The 13,512-nt window shown below is 74.1% G+C and carries 12 protein-coding genes and 2 pseudogenes; 6 read left to right on the top strand and 8 right to left on the bottom strand.

The window, feature by feature from the left end:
* Together DMH12_RS12635 and DMH12_RS12630 are read right to left on the bottom strand one after the other, a co-directional pair.
* Positions 1-1,228 (bottom strand): GAF domain-containing protein (locus tag DMH12_RS12635; protein WP_148107522.1); only part of this gene is annotated, 1,228 nt, incomplete at its 3' end.
* A gap of 242 nt (positions 1,229-1,470) precedes the next feature.
* Positions 1,471-3,114 carry an acyl-CoA dehydrogenase family protein gene (locus DMH12_RS12630; RefSeq protein WP_125491669.1) on the bottom strand — a complete coding sequence of 548 codons (1,644 nt, stop codon included), beginning with the start codon at positions 3,112-3,114 and terminating at the stop codon, positions 1,471-1,473.
* A 99-nt stretch (positions 3,115-3,213) separates the two neighbouring features.
* Here DMH12_RS12630 and DMH12_RS12625 point away from each other — a divergent pair, with 99 nt between their 5' ends.
* Positions 3,214-4,347 carry a YihY/virulence factor BrkB family protein gene (locus DMH12_RS12625; RefSeq protein ID WP_163016051.1) on the top strand — a complete coding sequence of 378 codons (1,134 nt, stop codon included), beginning with the start codon at positions 3,214-3,216 and terminating at the stop codon, positions 4,345-4,347.
* Positions 4,348-4,379: 32 nt separating this feature from the next.
* Here the strand turns inward: DMH12_RS12625 and DMH12_RS12620 are convergent, their stop codons facing one another.
* Positions 4,380-6,803 carry a SpoIIE family protein phosphatase gene (locus DMH12_RS12620; RefSeq protein ID WP_125491668.1) on the bottom strand — a complete coding sequence of 808 codons (2,424 nt, stop codon included), beginning with the start codon at positions 6,801-6,803 and terminating at the stop codon, positions 4,380-4,382.
* A gap of 144 nt (positions 6,804-6,947) precedes the next feature.
* Positions 6,948-7,202: pseudogene (locus tag DMH12_RS12615) on the bottom strand (NmrA family transcriptional regulator); the annotation flags it as partial.
* Between DMH12_RS12615 and DMH12_RS12610 the strand changes: the two are divergent.
* Both DMH12_RS12610 and DMH12_RS12605 read left to right on the top strand, forming a co-directional pair.
* Positions 7,198-7,440: pseudogene (locus DMH12_RS12610) on the top strand (helix-turn-helix transcriptional regulator); the annotation flags it as partial. The pseudogenes DMH12_RS12615 and DMH12_RS12610 overlap by 5 nt on opposite strands.
* A 10-nt stretch (positions 7,441-7,450) precedes the next feature.
* Positions 7,451-8,137, top strand: coding sequence for a helix-turn-helix transcriptional regulator (locus DMH12_RS12605; RefSeq protein ID WP_125491667.1), 687 nt, complete (start codon positions 7,451-7,453; stop codon positions 8,135-8,137).
* Here the strand turns inward: DMH12_RS12605 and DMH12_RS12600 are convergent.
* Positions 8,120-8,521, bottom strand: coding sequence for a VOC family protein (locus tag DMH12_RS12600; RefSeq protein WP_125491666.1), 402 nt, complete (start codon positions 8,519-8,521; stop codon positions 8,120-8,122). The genes DMH12_RS12605 and DMH12_RS12600 overlap by 18 nt on opposite strands.
* 119 nt (positions 8,522-8,640) lie before the next feature.
* On the opposite strand from DMH12_RS12600, the gene DMH12_RS12595 reads away from it, so the two are divergent.
* Positions 8,641-8,970, top strand: coding sequence for a hypothetical protein (locus tag DMH12_RS12595; RefSeq protein ID WP_125491665.1), 330 nt, complete (start codon positions 8,641-8,643; stop codon positions 8,968-8,970).
* Between the two features lie 12 nt (positions 8,971-8,982).
* Here the strand turns inward: DMH12_RS12595 and DMH12_RS12590 are convergent, their stop codons facing one another.
* Positions 8,983-9,393: a hypothetical protein gene (locus DMH12_RS12590; protein WP_125491664.1), complete on the bottom strand. Its 411-nt coding sequence runs from the start codon at positions 9,391-9,393 to the stop codon at positions 8,983-8,985.
* On the bottom strand, positions 9,390-9,842 hold the full coding sequence (locus DMH12_RS12585; RefSeq protein WP_125491663.1) for an SHOCT domain-containing protein: 453 nt from the start codon (positions 9,840-9,842) through the stop codon (positions 9,390-9,392). Before DMH12_RS12585 ends, DMH12_RS12590 begins: the two co-directional genes overlap by 4 nt.
* Before the next feature lie 86 nt (positions 9,843-9,928).
* Between DMH12_RS12585 and DMH12_RS12580 the strand changes: the two genes are divergently transcribed.
* A complete protein-coding gene (locus DMH12_RS12580; RefSeq protein ID WP_125491662.1) occupies positions 9,929-10,501 on the top strand; it encodes a potassium channel family protein in 573 nt (190 codons plus the stop codon).
* Positions 10,502-10,533: 32 nt separating this feature from the next.
* Positions 10,534-10,731: a hypothetical protein gene (locus tag DMH12_RS12575; RefSeq protein WP_125491661.1), complete on the top strand. Its 198-nt coding sequence runs from the start codon at positions 10,534-10,536 to the stop codon at positions 10,729-10,731.
* A gap of 8 nt (positions 10,732-10,739) precedes the next feature.
* Here DMH12_RS12575 and DMH12_RS12570 read toward each other — a convergent pair whose 3' ends face one another.
* Complete coding sequence (locus DMH12_RS12570; protein WP_125491660.1) at positions 10,740-13,337, bottom strand: LuxR C-terminal-related transcriptional regulator; 2,598 nt, start codon at positions 13,335-13,337, stop codon at positions 10,740-10,742.
* Between the last annotated feature and the right edge of the window lie 175 nt (positions 13,338-13,512).

The raw sequence follows: 13,512 nt of genomic DNA, 5'->3' as shown, positions 1-13,512 counted from the left end.
GGTCGCGGGGGTCGGGCGGGAGGAGGAGCTCCACCTCCGCGTCTTCGCAGAAACGATACGGCCGATGTTCCAGGTACGGGCCCAGGTACCTGCGGACGCGGGACATCTCGGCCCGCACCGTCACCGTGCGGGCAGGGTCGCCGAACACGTCCTCGGCCAGGGCCGCGGCGCTGCGGCCGCCCCGGTGCACGGCCAGCAGGTACAGCAACTCGGCGTGCCGGGGACTCAGTTCCCGGGCCCAGTCCCCCGCCCCGCCCAGCACCCGCACCGACCGGCGGCGCGGCTCTGCGAGGTCCAGCACGATCCGGGCGGCACCCCCCGGCACCGGTCCCTCGGCGGCCCGCACCAGCCAGCCCCCGGCCAGCGGCTCCACGGTGCACGCCCCGATCGCCGGCAGCCACCTCGTCCCCGCCTCGGGCGACTTGGGCAGCGCCACCCGGTCCACGTACGGCATCCCCGTCACCGCCGCCGTCCAGCCGTCCCGGTCCGTCACCAGCGCCCGGCCGTCCAGCCGGGCCAGGACCGGCGCGGCCACCGCCCGCAGCCGCTCCAGCGACCGCGCGTGCAGCTCGCGCAGCCGGGCCTCGGCGAGCTTGGCCACCGAGTCGACCCAGGCGAGCGTCGCCGGGTGCATCGTCTCCAGCGGCCCGCTCACGTCGACCACGCCGAGCAGCCGGCCACTGCGCGGGTCGGTGATCGGCGCCCCGGCACAGGTCCAGGTCGCCTGGGACCGGACGAAGTGCTCGGAGGCGAAGACCTGTACGGGCCGACGCGTCACCGCGGGCGTCCCCACGCCGTTGGTGCCGACGGTCTCCTCCCGCCAGTCCGCGCCGAGTTCGAATCCCAGCCCGTCCGCCCTGCGCAGCACCGGCGCACTGCCCTCCCGCCACAGCACCCGGCCGTCCTCGTCGGCGACCACCATGATGTGGTGGGCGACGTCCGCGACCGAGAGCAGCGCCTCCCGCAGCACCGGCAGCACGTGCCGCAGCGCCGAGGACTCGCGCCGCCGCCGCACCTCCTCCGGCGACAGCAGCCCGGAGCGGACGTCGTGGTCGGGATCGACGCCGCTGCGCTGCACCCGCTCCCAGGACTGCTCGATCACCGGCCTCGGCGCCACCGGGGCCTGTCCGCCGGAGAGCCTGGCGGAGCGGACCTCGCTGAGCATCCGGGCCGCACGCGCCGCGTCGACGGCGGCGAACTGGGTCACGTCCATCGGCGAGAGCGCCACAGGTCCTCGTCCTCCCGGAAGCCGGATGTCCGTCTCATAGTGACCGCTTGCCCGCCCTCGTGAGGGCACAGTCCGCATACGGCCGACAGCAAGTTGCAACCCCCTGCAACCCTGGTGGACGGCGGGGCGGGTGGCCAGACTTGAACCACGCCGTCCCGAGCGGCGTACGCGGCCCGAACAGGCCCGTGTGGCGGAGGTGGTGCCGTGTCGGCGCAGCACCACCTCCGCACCACCTGGCCGGATCAGGCCCCCGGCCGGGCCCGCTCCACCACCGACGCCAGGTCCAGGGTCGGCGGCAGCGTGCCGAAGGCCGCGCCCCCGTCGCCGCCCAGCCGCGCGGCGCAGAACGCGTCGGCCACCTCCGGCGGCGCGTACCGGACCAGGAGCGAGCCCTGGAGCACCAGTGCCAGCCGCTCCACCAGCCGCCGCGCCCGCCCCTCGGCGTCCGCCAGGTCCGCCAGTTCCGTCAACAGGCCCCGGATCGCCGCGTCCAGCCGGTGATCGGCGCCGCGCGCCAGGCCCACCTCCGTCAGGTACGCGTCCATCGCCAGCGGCTCCCGCGCCAGTGCCCGCAGCACGTCCAGTGCCTGTACGTTGCCGGCGCCCTCCCAGATGGAGTTGAGCGGCGACTCGCGCACCAGCCGGGGCATGCCGGACTCCTCGACGTAGCCGTTGCCGCCCAGGCACTCGGCGGCCTCCACCACCACCGGCGCGCACCGCTTCGTCACCCAGTACTTCGCGGCCGGCACCGCCAGCCGCAGCAGCGCCCGCTCCCGCTCGTCGCCGTCGCCCGCCGCGTCCTGGGCCGCCGCCAGCCGCAGCGCGAGCGTGGTCGCCGCCTCCGACTCGATCGCCAGGTCCGCGAGGACGTTGCGCATCAGCGGCTGGTCGGCCAGCTTCGCGCCGAACGCCTCCCGGTACCCGCAGTGGTGCACCGCCTGCGCCACGGCCTGCCGCATCAGACCCGCCGAGCCCAGCACGCAGTCGACCCGGGTCGCCGCCACCATGTCGATGATGGCGGGCACCCCGCGCCCCTCCTCGCCCACCCGGCGCGCCCAGGTGCCGTCGAACTCGACCTCGGCGGAGGCGTTGGACCGGTTGCCCAGCTTGTCCTTGAGCCGCTGGATCAGGAACACGTTGCGGGTGCCGTCGGCCAGCACGCGCGGCACCAGGAAGCAGGTCAGCCCGCCCGGGGCCCGCGCCAGCACCAGGAAGCCGTCCGACATGGGCGCCGAGCAGAACCACTTGTGCCCGGTCAGCTCGTACGTGCCGTCCTCGGCGAGCGGCCGGGCCGACGTGGTGTTCGCCCGTACGTCGCTGCCGCCCTGCTTCTCCGTCATGCCCATGCCGAACAGGGCGCCGGCCTTCAGCCGGGCCGGCCGCAGCTCACGGTCGTACACCCGCGAGGTCAGCCGCGGCTCCCACTCGGCGGCCAGGCCCGGATCGGCGCGCAGGGCCGGCACGGCGGCGTGCGTCATGGACAGCGGACAGCAGTTGCCCGCCTCCACCTGCGTCCACATGACGAAGCCGGCCGCGCGCCGCACGTGGCCGCCCGGCCGGGTCCAGGCCGCGGTCAGACCGGCCGCGACGCCCTTGCCGAGCAGCCGGTGCCAGGCCGGGTGGAAGTCGACCTCGTCGACGCGGTGGCCGTACCGGTCGTGGGTGCGCAGGACCGGCGGGTTCGTGTTGGCCTGCTCGCCCCACTCCCGGGCCTGGAGCGACCCGCAGCTGCGGCCCAGGCCCGACAGCTCGGCCAGCGCCTCCTCGCGCAGCTCCGGTGCCAGGTGCCGCTCGACGGCGGCCGTCAGGGCCCGGTCGCCGGTGAAGACGTCGTGGCCGACCAGCGGCGGCGCCTGATTCGTCACGGTGTGGGTGCTGCCTGCCATGAACGTGAACCTATCGTGCCGGGGACCTGCGCGGAGCCGGCACCGGCCGGTGGGCGTCCGCGGATGAGTGCGACCCCCGTCGGCGGATACCTTTAGGTCGTGCAGCCAGCAAGTGAATCCCCCGAACGGCCCTCCGGCCGGCTTCATCGTGCCCGGGTCCTGTACCGGAACGTCTCCAAACGCAGGACCGCCTGGCTGCTGCTCAAGGACACGGTCAACTCGTGCATGGAGTACCGCATCCTCGGCCTGGCCGCCGAGGCCGCGTTCTTCACGCTGCTGTCGGTGCCGCCCCTGCTGCTGAGCCTCCTGGGACTGCTCGGCTACGTCGACTCCTGGATCGGCGCCGACACCACCGAGAGCCTGCGCAACAACATCCTGGACGCCTCCCGCGCGGTGCTCTCCGAGAAGGGCGTCAAGCAGATCACCGAGCCGATCCTGGACGACGTGATGAAGGGCGGCCGGCCCGACGTCATCTCCATCGGCTTCCTGTTCGCCCTGTGGTCGGGCTCCCGCGCGGTGAACGTCTTCATCGACACCATCACCGTGATGTACGGCCTCGACGGCGTCCGGGGGATCGTCAAGACCCGCCTGATGGCCTTCCTGCTCTTCCTGGTGGCGCTGCTCATCGGGTCCGTCGCGCTGCCGCTGATGGTGGCCGGACCGGACGCCGTGGTGCGGATCGTGCCCTGGTCGACGACGGTCGTGCAGGTCCTGTACTGGCCGGTCGTGATCCTCCTGTCGGTGGCCTTCCTGACCACGCTGTACCACGTCTCCGTGCCGGTGCGCTCCCCGTGGATCGAGGACGTGCCCGGCGCGCTGGTCGCCCTCGGCATGTGGGTGCTCGGCAGCTTCCTGCTGCGCATCTACCTCACCAGCACCGTCGAGGGCCCCACGATCTACGGCTCGCTGGCCGCGCCGGTCGCCGTGCTGCTGTGGATCGGTGTGTCCGCGTTCGCCGTGCTCGTCGGGGCCGCGGTCAACGCGGCGATCGACCGGGTCTGGCCCGCCGCCGCCACCGCCGCGGCCCGCGAGGCCAACGAGCGGCTGCGCCAGGCCCAGGTCGCCGACTACGTGGCCCGCGCCTCCGCGAACGGCGAGTCGGACCCCGACATGCCCTCGGAGTTCCCGGAACGCTGGTCCCGCTTCCTCCCCCCGGAGGACGTCACGGCCCGCCTGCGCACCCACGCCAAGCACACACCACCCGCCAACCACGACAAGCCGGAGGCCTCGTGAGCAGCGTCGTCTGCGCGCCCGAGGCGTACCCCTCATCCTTGCGAAGGTGACCCCGCGTGCGGGCGGAGACCGTGCGGCCCCTCCGCCGTCGCAAAGGCCTGCTCGGTCCAGATGGTCTTGCCGGAGTGGGAGTAACGGGTCCCCCACCTCTGGACGAGCTGCGCAACGATGAACAGGCCCCGCCCACCCTCGTCGTCCTCACCGCTGTGGCGCAGATGCGGTGACGTGTGGCTCGTGTCGGCGACCTCGCACAAGAGGGTGCGGTCCCGGATGAGACGTACCTGGATCGGCCCCTCGGCGTATCTGACCGCGTTGGTCACCAGTTCGCTGACGACCAGCTCGGTGGTGAAGGACTGTTCCTCGAGGCCCCAGTGGTGCAGTTGCCGGGTGGCCAGGTCCCGGACACGGCCCGCGGCGACCGGTTCGGCGGGCAGCTCCCATTCGACGACCTGTGAGGCGTCGAGTTCGCGGGTCCGGACGAGCAGCAAAGCGGTGTCGTCCGCCGTCGAGCCGCTCGGCACGAGCTCCGCCACGGCGCGGTCGCAGAGTTCTTCGAGGGGGGCGTGCCGGTCGCCGAGTACCCGTCCCAGGGTGTCGAGGCCGTGATCGATGTCGTGGTCGCGGGCCTCGACCAGACCGTCGGTGAAGAGGGCCAGCAGGCTGCCCACCGGAAGTTCGACCTCCTGGGACTCGAACGGCAGGCCGCCGAGGCCCAGGGGCGGGCCGGCCGGCAGATCCGGAAAGGTCACCCGGCCCGCCGGGTCGACGACCGCCGGCGGCAGGTGCCCGGCCCTCGCCATGACACAGCGTCGCGAAACCGGGTCGTAGACGGCGTAGAGGCAGGTCGCCCCCGTGGTCACGTCTGCCTGGGCGCCGTCCGGCACACCGACCCCGCCCCACTGCTCCTCCGCCGACTGCGCCACCAGATCGTCCAGCCGCGACAGCAGCTCGACGGGGTCCATGTCCATCTGGGCGAACGCGCGTACGGTCGTACGCAGCCGCCCCATGGTGGCGGCCGCCTGCAGGCCGTGACCGACCACGTCCCCGACCACGAGTCCGACCCGGGTCCCGGAGAGCGGAATGACGTCGAACCAGTCACCCCCGACTCCTGTCACGTCGTCCGTGGGAAGGTAGCGGTAGGCCAGGTCGACGGCCGACGCCTCGGGCAACTGCTGCGGCAGCAACTGGCGTTGCAGCGCCAGGGCGGCGGTGCGCTCGCGGGTGAACCGGCGGGCGTTGTCGATGGACACGGCCGTGCGGGCGACCAACTCGTCGGCCAGCGCGACCTCACCGCCGTCGAAGGTGGCCGACTCCGCGTCGCGAACGAAGGTGACGAGTCCCAGCAGGCCGTTCCCGGCCCGCAGCGGTACGACCAGGGTCGTGTTGTCGAGGACGAGCCCACCCGAGGAGAGGCTGCGGTCCTGCGGCGAACCGGCGGCGTACCTCACGGGTGAGCGGACGGTGCCGGCCTCCTCGGTGTGCGCCCCGTCCGCCGAGCGGGCGGACACCCGCACCAGAGGCATGGCCGCGGTGCCGCTGGCGGCCGGCATCTCGCCCTCAAGGACCACCCGCGCGAGATCGACCGTGACCGTGGAGGCGAACGCCGGCACCGACACCTCGGCGATCTTCTCCGCGGTGACCACCACGTCGAGGGCGGTCCCGATCCCGCGACCCGCCTCGACGAGCAGCGCCAGTCGCTGCTGCGCCCGGTACCGATCGGAGATGTCGAACGCGTCCTCGCACACTCCGACGACCCGGCCGTCGGCGTCCTGGAGCCGGTAGTAGGCACAGGACCAGAGGTGCTCGGTGGCCGGATCGCTCGGCGGGCGGCCCAGGAAGTGCAGGTCGAGCGAGGGCTCGCCGGTGTCCAGCACGTGACGCATGACCGCGTCGAGCGTGGGCGGATGCCCCTTGGTCACGAATCGTCCGTCGGCGTACAGCTCATCGGCCCGGAGGCCGCGGAACTCGGCGAACGGTTGTCCGATCTCCCGCTCGAAGGCCGTGTTGCACCAGGTCAGGCGGAGATCGACGTCGTAGATCGCCAGGCCGACGGGGGACTGGGTGGCCAGTCCGTGCAACAGGGCCAGCCGGGCGTCCCAGAGCCGGAGCTCCTTCAGCTCCGTCGCGACGAGGACACGCTCCGCCGCTCCAGCGCCCGGCAGCGGGCACCCGTCGACGGCGACGATCACCTCGTTTCCGTCCCGGTGCCGGGCGGCGCGTATGTCGTTGCCCCGGTAGTGGGTGAGGAGGGGGAGCAGGGAGGGCGTCGGGCCGTGCGACAGGAACGTGCTCAGGAGGCGGCCGACGACCTCGTGCGGCGGGTAGCCGAAGAGCCGCTCCGCGCCGAGGCTCCATCCGATGACCGTGTTCTGAGCGTCCACGACCACCGTGGCCGCCCTGGTGACGTCGAGAGGGCCACGAAAGTCAGCACTCTGGTCCGTATTCCATGCGCTCATGGCGCCACACCAGCCCCGTTCGTCCCCTACAGAATCCGCTGTCTCCCGGGCCGGCACAACCGCAGTGCCGTGCCTCCGAGGAAGGGCACGCCCGCGCCCGCTCACGTGCCGCCCGGGGGGACAGCGCTCCACCCCCCGACGAACCTAGGCCCCGCCGGACCCCTGCGGGTCCCACGTCCCCGTCGCCGCGCCCTCGCGGACGAAGTCCCCGAAGTCCCTCGGCGTGCGGCCCAGTACCTCCTCGACGCCCTCCGACAGATGGGCGTTGCGGCCGTCGAGCAGCGAGCCGAACAGCTCCACGAGGAACGCGGCCTCCTCCGCCGGCACACCGAAGGCGGTCAGGTTCTCGCCGTACTCCCGCGCCGAGACCGCCCGGTACGTCAGCGCCCGGCCCGCCGAGAAGTCCGGGGTGTCCCGCGCCGCCCTGGCCCGGCGCTTCACCGACCTGGTGGGCGAACCCCCGATGGCCTACCTCACCGGCTGGCGCCTCGCCCTCGCCGCCGACCGGCTGCGCGACAGCGAGGACACCCTCGGCGCGATCGCCCGCCAGGTCGGCTACGGCAGCGCCTTCGCCCTGTCGACCGCCTTCAAGCGGGTGTACGGCGTCAGCCCGCAGGAGTACCGGACACCGGCGTAGCCTGGCACCCGTGTACGCGGAACGCGCCTCCCGCCTGACCGACGCCGTGGTGTGGACCAACACCCCGACCGAACCGGAACCGGGACGGGTCCTGCCGGACGGCTGCATGGACCTGCTCTGGCACGACGGCCGGCTCCTGGTCGCCGGACCCGACACCCGCGCCCACCTCACGGAGGGCACCCCGGCCCCCTGGGCGGGCGTCCGCTTCCCGCCCGGCACCGCGCCCGCGCTCCTCGGCGTCCCCGCCCGCGAGCTGCGCGACCGGCGCGTCGACCTCACCGACCTCTGGCCGGCAGCCCGCGCCCGGCAGCTGGCCGCGCGGGTGAACGCGGCCCCCGATCCGGCGCGCGGACTGGAGGAGGCCGCGATGTCCCGGGCCGCCGAGGCGGAGCCCCCCGACCCGCTGCTGCTCCGCATCGTGGCCGCCCTCGACGCGGGCCGCCCCGTCGCCGCCACCGCCGACGAACTCGGCATCGGCGCCCGCCTGCTGCACCGGCGCTCCCTGACCGCCTTCGGCTACGGCCCCAAAACCCTGGCCCGGGTCCTGCGCCTGCAACGCGCCCTCGCCCAGGCCCGCGCCGGCACGCCCCTCGCCGAGACGGCTGCCCGGACCGGCTTCGCGGACCAGGCCCACCTGACGCGGGACGTACGGGAACTGGCGGGCGTCACCCCCGGCGAACTACTCGGCCGCCGCTAGCGGGGCGAACAGGTCCACACCGTGGCCGTCCGGGTCGCCCAGTACGGCGTAGCGCTGGCCCCAGCCGGCGTCCCACGGCTTCTGCTCGACGTGGCAGCCGGCGGCGGTCAGTTCGGCGTAGAGCGTGTCGACCTCGGCGGGCGTGTCGCACAGCAGGGCGAGCGAATGGCGCCCGCCCCCGGCCGGCGGCTGCCACCCGGGCATGAAGGACTGGACGGACTCCTCGGTGTCGAGCAGCAGCCGGATGCCGCCCGGCAGTTCGGCCTCCGCGTGCGGCTGCCCCTCGCAGCCGTCGGGGAACGCGAAGCCGAGCCGGCGGTAGAAGGCCACGGAGGCGGACATGTCGGAGACGACGAGGCCGATGGCGTTGAATCGTGCGGTCATGGCGCCACCGTAGCCAGGGCGCGCCGCCCGGGTCTTGAAGGAAACGGACACGGGCCCCTTGGCTCAGGAACTCCTCAAGCGCCTTGCTGCGGACGGGCCGTGGCATCGACGATGACCGCATGTTCGGACTGAGCAAGCCACCGGAGTTCAACGTCCTCGTCCTGCGCGACGCCGACGTCATCGCCCACGGGATCCGCCAGGCGCTCGCCACGGCGACGCCCGAGGAACGGCCCGGCCTGGAGGCGGCCGCCGCCGTCGCCGAGCGGGCCGCCGCGGCCTCCGACGCCGAGCTGCGCGCCCGCTGGGTCCACGAGCGCCTCGCCGCGGCCGGCCACGAGGGCCCCGTCGACTCCGTGCGGGCCGTCAAGACGCTGCGCGGGGAGGCACCCGGCCTCAGCCTGCTCGCCGCCGTCCAGCTGACCAAGGACGCGGCGGCGCACCGCCCTTGAGGGCCGTCGGCGTCACTCGTCCTGCCGGACCACGCACAGCGCCCAGATGATGAACGCCGACATCGCGATCACCACGATCGACCAGACCGGGTAGTAAGGCAGGGAGAGGAAGTTCGCGATGAGGACGAGCCCCGCGACGCCTACCCCGACCACCCGCGCCCACAGCGCGGTGCGGAAGAGACCCAGCGCGACGAGCACCGCCAGGATGCCCAGCGCGAGATGGATCCAGCCCCAGCCGGTGAGGTCGAACCGGAAGACGTACTCGGGCGTCGTGACGAAGACGTCGTCCTCGGCGATCGCCATGATGCCCCGGAAGATCCCGAGCAGACCCGAGATCATCAGCATCACGCCCGCGAAGGCCGTGAGCCCGCCGGCCATGGCCCCCCTGGTCGTGTGCGCGCGTGCGCCGTGGGTCGCGGTCATCGTGCCTCCTTCGGTCCGGCCGGCCCGGAGCCGCTGAGCACCAGCTCCTTCGCCCTGCGGAACTCGTCCTCCGTGATGTCGCCGCGGGCACGGATCTCGGAGAGCCTGGCCAGCTCGTCCACGCTGCCGCTCCGCCCGTGCCCGCTCCCCGCCGTCTTGCGGATGTAGTCGTCGATCTCCTCCTGACGGGCCCGTACATGGGCGTGCTCACGGCGGCCCATGCCCCTGCCCCGGGCGATCACGTAGATGAGGACGCCGACGAAGGGGAGGACGATGACGAACACCATCCATCCCGCCTTGGTCCAGCCGCCGAGCTCGTCGTCGCGGAAGATGTCGGTCACGATGCGGAAGAGCAGGATGAACCACATGATCCACAGGAAGAACCAGAGCAGCGACCAGAAGACGCTGAGCAGCGGATAGTCGTACGCCAGAAACACCTGTCCGTTCATGTCCACAGTGTCGCGACGGCGGGGGCGCGCGGGATCACCCTCCGCGGGTGATCCGGCACGGCCCTGTCCGGCGGTGTGATGAGGCTGTGGACGAACCGGTGGACGACCGGGCGGGTCCCGACCCGCTCACCGGGTCGGTGTCCCGGCGGCGGCGGGCGACGGCCGTGGCCCTCGCGCGGGCCGCGGGCGTGACCACGGGTCTGTTCGCCGCCTACTACCTGCTGCCGCTCGACGAGCGCCCCACGGCCGCCACCTGGGCGGCGTTCGTGTGCGGCCTGGTCGCGGTCGTCCTGGTCTTCCTGTGGGAGATCCGGGCCATCCTGCGCTCCCCGCACCCCCGGCTGCGGGCCGCCGAGGCCCTCGCCGCCACGGCCGTGCTGTTCCTGGTGCTGTTCGCCGCGTTCTACTACCTGCTGGAGCGGGCCAGTCCGGGAACCTTCAGCGAGGCGCTGACCAAGACGGACTCGCTGTACTTCACGCTGGCCACGTTCGCCACCGTGGGATACGGCGACATCGTCGCCCACTCCCAGACGGGCCGGCTGGTGGTGATGATCCAGATGGCCGGCGGCCTGCTCCTGGTGGGGGTGGCCGCCCGGGTGCTGGTGGGCGCCGTCCAGACCGGTCTGCGGCGGCAGGGCAGGGAGCCGCCACCCGACTGACGCGGGTGCGCATCGCAGGAGGGAGCTGATCGATGCGCTACGAGATTCGTGTCGACGGTCGTCTGTCGGCAGCGCTGGCCAGGGCCTTCCCCGAGCTGGAGCACGTGGAGATGGACGGCCAGACCGTGCTGTACGGGGCCGTCGTGGACGAGGCGCAGTTGTACGGGCTGCTCGACCGCTGCCAGTCCCTCGGCCTGCGGGTCATGGAGCTGCGCCAGCGCCCGGTGTGAGCGCCGCGTCACAGCAGGTGCAGCTCCCGCGCGCGGCGCACGGCGTCGGAGCGCCGGTTCACGGACAGCTTTCGGTAGGCGCTCTTGAGGTGGGTCTTGACCGTGTTCACCGAGATGAACAGGTCGGCACCGATCTCGTCGTACGACATCAGCCGCGCGACCCCGCCCAGCACCTCCCGCTCCCTCGGGCTGAGGTCCGGCACGACCGGTGCCGCGGGCTGCGGTGCGGGCGCCGGGGCCAGCAGCGGACGCACCCAGGGGCCGGTGTCGAGCAGCGGACGCCGCAGCCGCTCGCGCCGCGCCTCCCGCACGGCGTGGCCGACCAGCCTGCGGGCGGCGACGGCGTCCCCGGCGGCATCGGCCGCCCGTGCCCTGAGCAGCGCGGCCCGCACCCGCACGGCCGGACCCGGGTCGCCCCGCGCGGGGAGCGCGTCGAGCCGCCTCAGCGCCGCCTCGGGGAAACCCGCGGCGAACTGGACGCCCGCGGCCTCCACGGCGCACATCGGGGGCCCCGGCGGGACGCGTCGCAGGAGCGCGCAGGCCGCCCCCCGGTCTCCCGCGGCCTGGTGCGCGGCGGCGGTCAGCACGGTGCGGTGCGCCTCCAGCCACGGTGAGACGGTCACCCCGGGCACCGGCCGCCGCAGGGCGTCGAAGGCGGCGCGAGTTCGGCCGCGGGCCAGCAGCAGCCGGGCCGTGGTGGCGGCGCGGGCCCCCGCGCACACCGGGTCCCGCACCGCCTGCTCCCCGCCGCCCGGCACGTCGAGCAACGTCTCGGCGCGATCGAGTTCGTCGCGTTCCACGGCGACCGCCGCGAGCACCACGAGGGCGATGCCCGACCCGGACCGCCCCGGCAGACTGAACCGCCGCCGTACCGCCGTGGCCGCCAGTGCCCTGCTCTCGGCGGCCGAGGGGCGCCCGTCCAGGTAGTCGATCAGGGCGAGGTGGCCGAGCGCGTCCTCGCGGGCCGGTGCCGTCGCCGCCCGTTCGTCGCCGCCCGCCACGGCCGCCAGTTCCGCCCGTGCCTCGTCCAGGCGGCCGGCCCAGAGCAAGGCGCAGCCCACATGCGCGCGCAGGAGGGCGACGACCTCGGGGTGCTCGTCCAGCAGCCCCTCCGGCAGCTCGCCGAGCAGCTTGGCCGCGGTCCCGGCCGCCGTCGCCGCCCGCTCCGGCGCACCGGTCAGCCGCGCCGCCAGCGCCTGGAGCAGCGCCCCGCACATCCGGTCGGCCGCGGGGGCGTCCGCCGTCAGGGCGCGTTCGGCGTGCCGCAGATGGGCCAGACCACCCTCCAGGTCGGACCGGGCCAGACCGCGTGCCGCGCGGACCAGTTCCGCGGCCGGCGTGGTGGCCGTGGCGGGCATCCGCGCGAACAGGGCGGAGAGGTCGGCGGACCGCAGCCCGGTGAACAACTGGCCGACGGCGAGGTCCCCGAGCAGCGCCCCGGCCGTGAACTCCCAGTCGTCGGCGGCGGCTCCGTGCCGCAGCGCCTCGGTCAGCCGCCCGTGCCGCCGCAGCCACACCGCCGCCCGCCGGTGCAGCTCCGCCTCCAGGCCGGGCAGCCGCTCCCGCAGGTGGGCGCGGAGGATCTCCGCGAACAGCGGGTGCAGCCGGTACGAGACGTCTCCCAGGTACTCGACGAACGCGTTCTGCCGCCGCAGCCCCGCCAGCGCGGACTCGGCGTCGCGGCGGCCGGTCAGCGCGTCGGCCAGCTCGGGCCGGAAGTCGTCGAGCACACTCACCCGGAGCAGCAGGCCCCGGATGCCGGGGCCCTGCCGGTCGAGCACCTCCGCCAGCAGGAAGTCGGCGACGGCGGAGTGACCCGCCTCGAACTCCTTCAGGTACCGCTCCGGGTCCGGACTGTCCTGTGCCGCCAGCGCGCACAGGCGCAGCCCCGCGGCCCAGCCGCGCGTGTGCTCCACCAGCCCGAGCGTGGCGTGCCGCGGGAGCCGCAGGCCGTGCAGTGCGAGCAGTTCGGCGGCCTCGTCGGGGGTGAAGGCCAGGTCGGCGTTCCTGATCTCGGTCAGCCGCCCGGAGGCTCGGTAGCGGTGCAGGGGGAGGCGGGGTTCGTTGCGGGTGACCAGGACGAGGCGCAGCCCCGCGCCGGCGTGCCGCAGCACGAACTCCAGCTGCGCCGAGATCTCGGGGTCGGTCACGCGGTCGTACTCGTCCAGCACCACGATCACCGGCCCGTCCCGTTCGCACAGCGCGCCGGCCAGCCGCGAGGAGAACAGGGGGTCGACCCGGTCCCCGCAGGCGGGCGCCCCGACCTCCGGCGGCACGGGCTCCCCGGCGCCGCGCAGCGCCTCCAGCACGTACGCCCAGAACGTCCCGCTGCCCTGGTGCCCGGCGTCGTTGGTGAGCCAGGCGACGGGCCGCCTCGCCCGGGCCGCCCAGTCGGCGACCAGCAGCGTCTTTCCGGCCCCCGCGGCGCCGCTCACCAGCGTCAACGGCGTGTCCGGGCCCTCGTCGAGGCGCCGGGCCAGTCGCCCGCGCCTCAGGAACGTCGGGGGGAGGGAGGGAACAGCCGTGCGGGTGCGCAGGAAGGTGCCCGCCCGGGGCTCGTGCCCCGGCGCCGTCGGCTCTCGACCACTCTGCCTCTCCCCGGCCATGGCCCAGCACCACCTTCGTCGCCCCGCGAGAAGCGCGACCCGCCCTCTCAGCATCTCAGCGTTCGCACGGCGCGGCGACGGGAGCGCCGCCCGGTGGGAGGGGGACCCCGAGGCGAGGCGGCACGGTCCCCTTGACGGGCGGCAGAACCCGGGCTCCACGGCACACGAGCCGGGG

It is taken from the genome of Streptomyces sp. WAC 04229, from assembly GCF_003947455.1.
Taxonomy (GTDB): Bacteria; Actinomycetota; Actinomycetes; order Streptomycetales; family Streptomycetaceae; genus Streptomyces.
Note: the sequence above shows the minus strand (reverse complement) of the source record. Positions and strands in the feature narration are given on the sequence as shown.

Coding starts and splice junctions, on each gene's coding strand:
- DMH12_RS12630 (WP_125491669.1), bottom strand. CDS start 3,114: ATGGCAGGCAGCACCCACACCGTGACGAATCAGGCGCCGCCGCTGGTC.
- DMH12_RS12620 (WP_125491668.1), bottom strand. CDS start 6,803: ATGAGCGCATGGAATACGGACCAGAGTGCTGACTTTCGTGGCCCTCTC.
- DMH12_RS12600 (WP_125491666.1), bottom strand. CDS start 8,521: ATGACCGCACGATTCAACGCCATCGGCCTCGTCGTCTCCGACATGTCC.
- DMH12_RS12595 (WP_125491665.1), top strand. CDS start 8,641: ATGTTCGGACTGAGCAAGCCACCGGAGTTCAACGTCCTCGTCCTGCGC.
- DMH12_RS12590 (WP_125491664.1), bottom strand. CDS start 9,393: ATGACCGCGACCCACGGCGCACGCGCGCACACGACCAGGGGGGCCATG.
- DMH12_RS12585 (WP_125491663.1), bottom strand. CDS start 9,842: ATGAACGGACAGGTGTTTCTGGCGTACGACTATCCGCTGCTCAGCGTC.
- DMH12_RS12575 (WP_125491661.1), top strand. CDS start 10,534: ATGCGCTACGAGATTCGTGTCGACGGTCGTCTGTCGGCAGCGCTGGCC.
- DMH12_RS12570 (WP_125491660.1), bottom strand. CDS start 13,337: ATGGCCGGGGAGAGGCAGAGTGGTCGAGAGCCGACGGCGCCGGGGCAC.